Genomic DNA, 7152 nt, shown 5'->3' with positions numbered 1-7152 from the left:
ATCAAGCCACACACTAAATTCACTTCAGAAGTATACGTACTTTCTAAAGATGAAGGTGGTCGTCACACTCCTTTCTTCAAAGGTTACCGTCCACAGTTCTACTTCCGTACAACTGACGTAACAGGTGACGTACAGTTACCAGAAGGCGTAGAAATGGTAATGCCTGGTGACAACATCAAGATGACTGTAGAGTTAATCTGCCCAATCGCGATGGACGAAGGTTTACGCTTCGCTATCCGTGAAGGTGGCCGTACAGTTGGTGCTGGTGTTGTTGCATCTATCGTTGAGTAATATCAACAGATAGAGCTTCACAGCTTATAAAAAGGTCGCCCTAGGCGGCCTTTTTTAATGCCTGTAGAAAAGCTGGAAGATTTAAGCTGTATAGAGCGAAAGGTTAATCTGCCGCCTTCAAACTCCCAATGGACGAAGGTTTACGCTTCGCTATCCGTGAAGGCTGAAAGCGGGGTGTTCGGGAGTGAAACTCCCGCCGCTTGAAGGCAAAGAGCTCTGCGATGAGCCGGAGGCCGTACAGTTGGTGCTGGTGTTGTTGCATCTATCGTTGAGTAATCAACTATAGTGATGCATTAAGCATTGAGAAAAACCCGAGCTTAGTCTCGGGTTTTTTATGGGTGAAAAAGCTGGAAGCTTTGTGAAGTATAGAGTGAAAGGTTAATCTGCCGCCTTTATTCGCCTGCTGATTTCTTTAACTCATCGAGCATATTCGGATCACCAATCATTTCATCAATAATGCTTTTTACACTCTCGTTTATAGGGTGCCTATAAATAGTTAAAATTTGCTGCGCCAGTTGTTGGCTATTATCAGCTTGCTCATTTCTTGCTATGAAATATTGCGATAGTATCCCTTGTGCTGCTAAGCGGCGTATATATTCGTTGTCATCGCGTTCGAGTATTTGTGTATATTGTTGAGTTAATCTTGAGTCTAAAATAGGAGATTGTGATACTAACTCAATCGCTTGAACACGCAGTTTATTATCTTGGCTATTGGCCGCGATATTTAGCATGCTATTAGCAATATCGTAGTCATATTCTGGCAGCGTTTGCTTACCAAGCATAAACATATTCATTTGTAATTGAGCCATGGCTTTGAGGCGGTCTTTGTCTGACTGGTATGGATCAATAATTTGCTCACGTAGTTGTTTGTTTAGACTGTCAGCATAATCGGGTTCTGATTTTAATCTCAATTCGTAGTCATCAGGTAGGCTATTATAAAAACCATAAATCGGGTTATTCTGCTCGGCTTTTTCAAGCGCTTGTTGCTCCTTCTCTGCGAGGATTGCGAGTACAGATTCTTTTAGATCTGGGGTGATAGTTTGGTGCGATGCGCTACCTTGCCTGAGCTCGGCAACTTGTTTTTTTAGTGAAATAATACTTTGATTCAACCTTGCTAAGGTTTGCTCATCATCATGCTCAACAGCATCAAAATCACTGCTGGCTAAGTTGTATTGTTGCTCTGAGTCGGTCGCTAACTGATTTATTTGTGGCTGCTTGGTTTGAAAAAAGGCGCCGTAGCAGGAGATTACAAGAGCTGCTCCAGCTAAGCAAAGTGATATGTTTCCTTTACTAAATAGCATAGTTAAATCCTTCCTAAAAAAGGTAATTTAACCTTTTCCAATAAAAAATACCAATAGCTATAAAGTAGAAGTTGTAGTCGCCAATAAGCACATAAAAATAAGCGCTTATTGGCGGTAAGAATTAGTGATTAGCTGCGTATTGCTCAGCTTGCTTCCAAACACGAAGCATATTGCCACTTAAAATCTTTTTAATATCTGCATCACTGTAACCGCGATCCATAAGCCCTTGTACTAGGTTCGGGTAGCTCGATACGTCTTTTAAGCCTACAGGTAGTGAATCCCCTACGCCATCGTAGTCAGAACCAATACCAACATAATCAATGCCAATTAGTTCAACTACATGGTCAATGTGATCAAGAACTTGTTCTAGGCTTGCAAATGGAAATGGATTTTTTGCGCGATAAGCTGCATCAAAATCTTTGCTTAGCTTAGTGCCTTCTTTTTTCTTATCTGCTTTCGCTGCTTTGAGCTGGTTATACCAAGAGCCGGCTTGCGATGTAACAAAGCTTGAGCCAAAATTTATTTGAATAACGCCGCCATTCTTTTTTAGGGCTAATAACATGTCGTCATTCATATTACGCTCAAAGCCCGGTGTATATTTACGCAGTGATGAGTGCGAAGCAATCACAGGTACTTTTGAGATTTCCATTACTTGATAAAACGCGTCATCAGAAATATGCGAAACGTCGACAAGCATGCCAATATTGTTCATTTCTTTAACTAGCTCTTTACCAAATGGACTAAGGCCTTTCCATTTACGGCGAAGGTCATATGAAGAGTCAGAAATATGGTTGCTTTGAGAATGAGCTAGCGTGATGTAACGAATACCACGGTCATAAAAATGCTTAAGGTTTTTAATCTCGCCTTCAATCGGTGAGCCGTTTTCCATACCCATTGCAATAGACATTTTGCCTTGCTGAAACTGTGCTTTTACATCGTCTGTTGAGTCGGCAATCGCAAACTTTTCTGGTGCACGCTGTACAACGGCTTCCATACTGTCGATTAACTGATTTGCAAGCTGGTAGCTCTTACCTTTGCCTTCAAATTCAAGATTTGCAGGAATATAAATCGACATAAAAGGCGCATTTAAGCCACCTTTTACGGCTCGAGGATAATCAAAATCGCCATCGCTAGTCGCTTTAGTAACATCTGCCCATTTATCATGAATGCGGTACGGAACGTCGATATGGGTATCAATTAAAATAGTCTCTTTAGTAAGCTTGATAGCTTTTGCTGAGGCTGTTACTTCCTCGGCATGGGCTTGCCCAATTAAGGCAAGCGAAACAGCGGCAAATAAGGAGCTTAGTTTTTTCATTTTAATGGCTCTTTAAGTTAAAAAGCCATTGTGAAGGGTTGCGATAAAAGTTACAAGTTTAGTCGTTGAATGACGCTTGGTACTCGGGATCAGCTTGTAGGGCGATGAACTCTGCTTTTGAAATAATTGTCACAGACTCATGTAACTCAGAAAAGAACACCATGGCTTCTCCCGATTTTAATTGCTGCTGAACTTGGGCTACCTTACTTTCAATGCTGAACTCTTGTTCACCGTAATCAGTGCCTTCACGCAATACATAGCTTTCGATTAAATTGTAAAGGGTTTCTTTATCGAGGCGTTCGTGTGGAATGATCATAACAGCTCTTTTGTTACTAACTGTTGAAAATAGTCAGGTACAACACGCTCAAGCCAGTAAATAGGTTTAAACGGGTTATTGCCACTAATAAAACCAACATGGCCACCTTTTTCGGAGATACGCAGCGTAACATATTCGCTTACATCAGTGCTATTTGGTACAGCTTTAATTGACAGCATTGGGTCATCTTTGGCGTGTACAATGAGTGTAGGCGTTGCAATCGCTTTTAAAAACGGTTTGGCACTTGCTTGCTGATAATAATCTTCAGCACCGGCAAAGCCATGCAGAGGTGCAGTCAGCATGTTGTCGAATTGCCATAAATCATCAATTGCCATCAGCTTTTCTGGTGTTAGGCTAATTTGCTGTTCGATTTGTGGCAGCTTTCTATGCATTGATTTTTTCATACGATCGAGCAAATACTTTTGATAAATTTTACCTAAGCTTTTACGGATCACTTGGCAAGAGGATGACAAATCAAATGGTGCTGATACAACCGCAGCGCCATTTAAATTTGATTTACTACCTTGCTCACCTAAATACTTTGCCAGTACATTACCGCCCAGTGAAAAGCCGACAGCAAATAAAGGACGTTTTGGAAATTTACTTTTCAGATAGTTGATAAAAAAGCGTAAATCTTCGGTCTCACCACTATGATAAGCGCGAGCTAAACGGTTTGCTTCGCGTGAGCAGTTTCGAAAATGCATTAACACCACAGCAAAGCCTTGCTGCTTGAGTTTTTTCATCATGCCTTTGGCATAAAAACTATTAATATTGCCCTCAAGGCCATGCAATACAATGGCTAAAGGAGCGTGTTCGTTGTGAGGCGTTGCCCATGCCAGTTCTAAAAAGTCACCATCAGGCGTGTTAATTGTTGATAAGTCGTAGCGAGTATTATGAAAAGGGCGAAAGAAGCGCGGCATTATGGTTTGTAAATGGCGATTGCGCATCCACCACGCAGGCTTAAACTCAGGTAACATAGCTAACACTTTAAAGACAATACAGGCCGCTATTGTAGCAAGTTTTTGCATTTTTAGAACACTTTAGCAGATTTTGCTTATCTGCTGAAAATAAAAAGCCCCTAAACAATAAATTGGATAGGGGCTTTGTGCGTCGTGCTTAATTCTTACTTAGGAACTTCTGCGTCGTGAACTTTTTTAATAAAGTAACCAACATAGAAAAGGCATAAAACGATAACAACTGCCAATATGCCGAATGACATAAATAAAACTGGGTCGCTAAAAAAATCTCTAAAGAATACGTTCATGGTTGTGCCTCCTAATGTCTATGGGTTAATCATAGGCTGGCTTTGCATACCCTGACATGATCCAGATCAAGCATTTTTCCTGATGTGAAATAAGGCGATTTAATAGTTGATTTGGATCAAGTTTATTAGGGTAGGTTGGTTTGAGCGCAGCGAAACCCAACATAAACAGAAGTGCCGAATTAGAATCGTCCTTACAAATAGGTATGACCTCGACTCTTTAAACTTTACCCCAGCTAACTCGCTAGCTCGCTACCAAGATAAAGCCTTATATTTTTAGTATTTGTGTGCTGAGTGAATATCATGGTATTCGCTGTGTCTATTAGTAATTGTTGCTGTTGTTTTTCGAGTTTTAATTCTGCGCTAAGTAGCTCTTTTCGAATGGTGGGGTAGTCTGAAATTTCGGTTTGAATGGTTTTAAGATAGGCGCGTGTGGCTCGTAGGGGCTTTAAAGCCTGTTGATCAAACTCGGCAATGCACGACTCAAGTTCACTCAGTTGAGAGAGTGTTACAGCCAGCTCTAAAGAATCAAGATAATAGAGCAGCAGGCAAAGGTTAACATTTTTACCTTGCTGGTTTTGATAGCCTAATAGCTTTGCTTGCATGCCATCTTCGCTATAAAGACGGCATGCAAACTGCCAAAATTGCTCGCTATTAAGCGGTTTCATCGGCAAAGGCCTGCTCTTTTTCTTCAAGCTCTTCAAGTGCCATGAGCAGCTCTTCTTCAACGTCATTAAGCTTTGGAGTTAAGCTTGCTTGCTTAGCGAGTAGCTCTGTCAGTTTGGCTTTATTCTCATCACTGTATAAGTCATTATCGGCAAGCGCGCTTTCGATTTCCCCAAGCTCTGTTGAGTACTTATCAAGTTGCTTTTCAAGCTTGTCGATTTGCTTTTTCAACGGCTGCACTGATTTTCTGAATTCGGCTTCTAAGCGTTTTTGCTCTTTGCGGTTAACGCTTGAATGGGCTTTAGGGGCGTTGTCTTCGTTGCTTTTAGCTGCTTCTTTGTTGGCGTTGAGTAGCCACTGGTAATAGGCATCAAGGTCATAACCAAATTGCGTTACTTCGCCGTTATCAACGAGGTAATACTCATCAGCGGTATTTTTTAACATGTGACGGTCATGCGATACAGTAACCATTGCACCTTCAAAACCTTGTAGCGCCATTACTAGGGCATGGCGCATTTCTAAATCTAGGTGGTTAGTTGGCTCATCGAGTAACAGTAGATTTGGCTTTTGATACACTAACATGGCTAACACTAAGCGGGCCTTTTCACCGCCAGAAAACGGTGCAACTGGCTCAAGCGCTTTATCGCCAAAGAATGCAAAACCACCTAAAAAGTCGCGTAATGACTGCTCTGTTGCCTGCGGATTTAAGCGTTGTAAATGTGTTACTGCGCTAGCTTTTAGATCGAGTGACTCCAGCTGATGCTGCGCAAAGTAACCAATGTTTAAGCCCTGATGCTGAAATACTTCTCCAGCTTGTGGTTGTAATTCGCCAGCTAATAATTTGATTAATGTTGATTTACCTGCACCATTTCGGCCAAGCAGCGCAATACGGCTACCCGGAACTAGGTTTAGCTTAATGCTATGCAAAATAGTGGTATCGCCGTAGCCAGCTTTAGCTTGGTCGAGCGTCATTAATGGATTTGGCAGAGCTGTAGGCTCAGCAAACTCAAAATCAAAGGGTGAATCAGCATGGGCGGGGGCCAACTTTTCCATGCGTTCTAAGGCTTTTACTCGGCTTTGTGCCTGCTTAGCCTTACTGGCTTTTGCTTTAAAACGCGTAATAAACTTTTCTAGATGAGCAATTTGTTCTTGCTGCTTTTCGAACATGGCTTGCTGTTGTAATAAACGCTCTGCTTTTTGGCGTTCGAATTGCGAGTAATTGCCTTTATAAACATTTATTTTTTGTGCGTCTATGTGCCAAATTTGGTCAACGACGGCATCTAAGAATTCGCGGTCATGAGAAATCAGTACTAGGGTGCCTGTGTAGGCACGTAAGAATCGTTCTAGCCAATAAACAGCATCAAGATCTAAGTGGTTGGTTGGCTCATCCAGCAGTAATAAATCAGCATCACGAATAAGTGCTTGTGCTAAGTTTAAACGCATACGCCAACCACCTGAAAAGGCACTCACCGGGTTGTCTATTTGCTCATTACTAAAACCTAAACCGTGTAATAGTTCACCCGCTTTTGCTTCAATGCTGTAGCCTTGAATATGTTCTAGACCAATATGTGCTTTTGCTTGCGCATCACCATCGTTATTTTGCTCGGCTTCACGGAGTGCGATTCTTAATGTGTAGTACTCAGGGTGACCTTGTAATACGTAATCTATGGCGCTTATTTCAAGGGCTGGTGTTTCTTGTTTAACAGAGGCTATTGACCAATCTTTTGGAATTTGGCATTCACCAGCATCAAGCTGTAACTCAGACTTTAATAGCGCGAACAAGGTTGATTTACCACAACCATTAGCGCCCACAAGGCCAACCTTATGTTCTGGGAATAAGGTTGCAGAGGCACCTTTTAATAAGGCGTTGCCACCTCGTAGTAGCTCGATGTCTGAAATTTGGATCATGAAAGTTTACTTGCACTGCATAGATTAAATTTTGCTTATCATAACACGGATCACATTAGGCTTCGCAATCGTATCAAACAGAGAATTATTAGGC

The 7152-nt window shown here is 41.7% G+C and carries 8 protein-coding genes; 1 reads left to right on the top strand and 7 read right to left on the bottom strand.

Annotated elements, in window-relative coordinates:
• The coding region (locus ACSFVZ_RS17190) for an EF-Tu C-terminal domain-related protein (protein ID WP_503128980.1) at window positions 1–291 on the top strand (291 nt) is incomplete at its 5' end.
• Between the two features lie 392 nt (window positions 292–683).
• Here ACSFVZ_RS17190 and ACSFVZ_RS17185 read toward each other — a convergent pair.
• The 7 genes from ACSFVZ_RS17185 to ACSFVZ_RS17155 form a co-directional block, all read right to left on the bottom strand.
• Window positions 684–1592, bottom strand: a complete 909-nt coding sequence (locus ACSFVZ_RS17185) for a hypothetical protein (protein ID WP_435559290.1) — start codon at window positions 1590–1592, stop codon at window positions 684–686.
• A gap of 121 nt (window positions 1593–1713) precedes the next feature.
• Window positions 1714–2907 (bottom strand): dipeptidase, encoded by a 1194-nt coding sequence (locus ACSFVZ_RS17180; protein ID WP_138558504.1) that lies wholly within the window; start codon window positions 2905–2907, stop codon window positions 1714–1716.
• A 58-nt stretch (window positions 2908–2965) separates the two neighbouring features.
• Window positions 2966–3223, bottom strand: coding sequence for a YheU family protein (locus ACSFVZ_RS17175; RefSeq protein ID WP_135922943.1), 258 nt, complete (start codon window positions 3221–3223; stop codon window positions 2966–2968).
• Entirely contained in the window at window positions 3220–4200 is a 981-nt protein-coding gene (locus tag ACSFVZ_RS17170; RefSeq protein ID WP_435559291.1) for a hydrolase, read from the bottom strand. Before ACSFVZ_RS17170 ends, ACSFVZ_RS17175 begins: the two co-directional genes overlap by 4 nt.
• A 146-nt stretch (window positions 4201–4346) precedes the next feature.
• Entirely contained in the window at window positions 4347–4487 is a 141-nt protein-coding gene (locus ACSFVZ_RS17165) for a DUF3149 domain-containing protein (RefSeq protein WP_074989877.1), read from the bottom strand.
• A 233-nt stretch (window positions 4488–4720) separates the two neighbouring features.
• Window positions 4721–5152, bottom strand: a complete 432-nt coding sequence (locus ACSFVZ_RS17160) for a TIGR02444 family protein (RefSeq protein WP_435559289.1) — start codon at window positions 5150–5152, stop codon at window positions 4721–4723.
• Window positions 5139–7058 (bottom strand): ATP-binding cassette domain-containing protein, encoded by a 1920-nt coding sequence (locus tag ACSFVZ_RS17155; protein ID WP_199527090.1) that lies wholly within the window; start codon window positions 7056–7058, stop codon window positions 5139–5141. Before ACSFVZ_RS17155 ends, ACSFVZ_RS17160 begins: the two co-directional genes overlap by 14 nt.
• Window positions 7059–7152: the final 94 nt, after the last annotated feature.

It is taken from the genome of Pseudoalteromonas nanhaiensis, from assembly GCF_051235485.1.
GTDB classification, from domain to species: Bacteria; Pseudomonadota; Gammaproteobacteria; order Enterobacterales; family Alteromonadaceae; genus Pseudoalteromonas; species Pseudoalteromonas lipolytica_C.
This window is presented reverse-complemented; position numbering and strand designations above follow the sequence as displayed.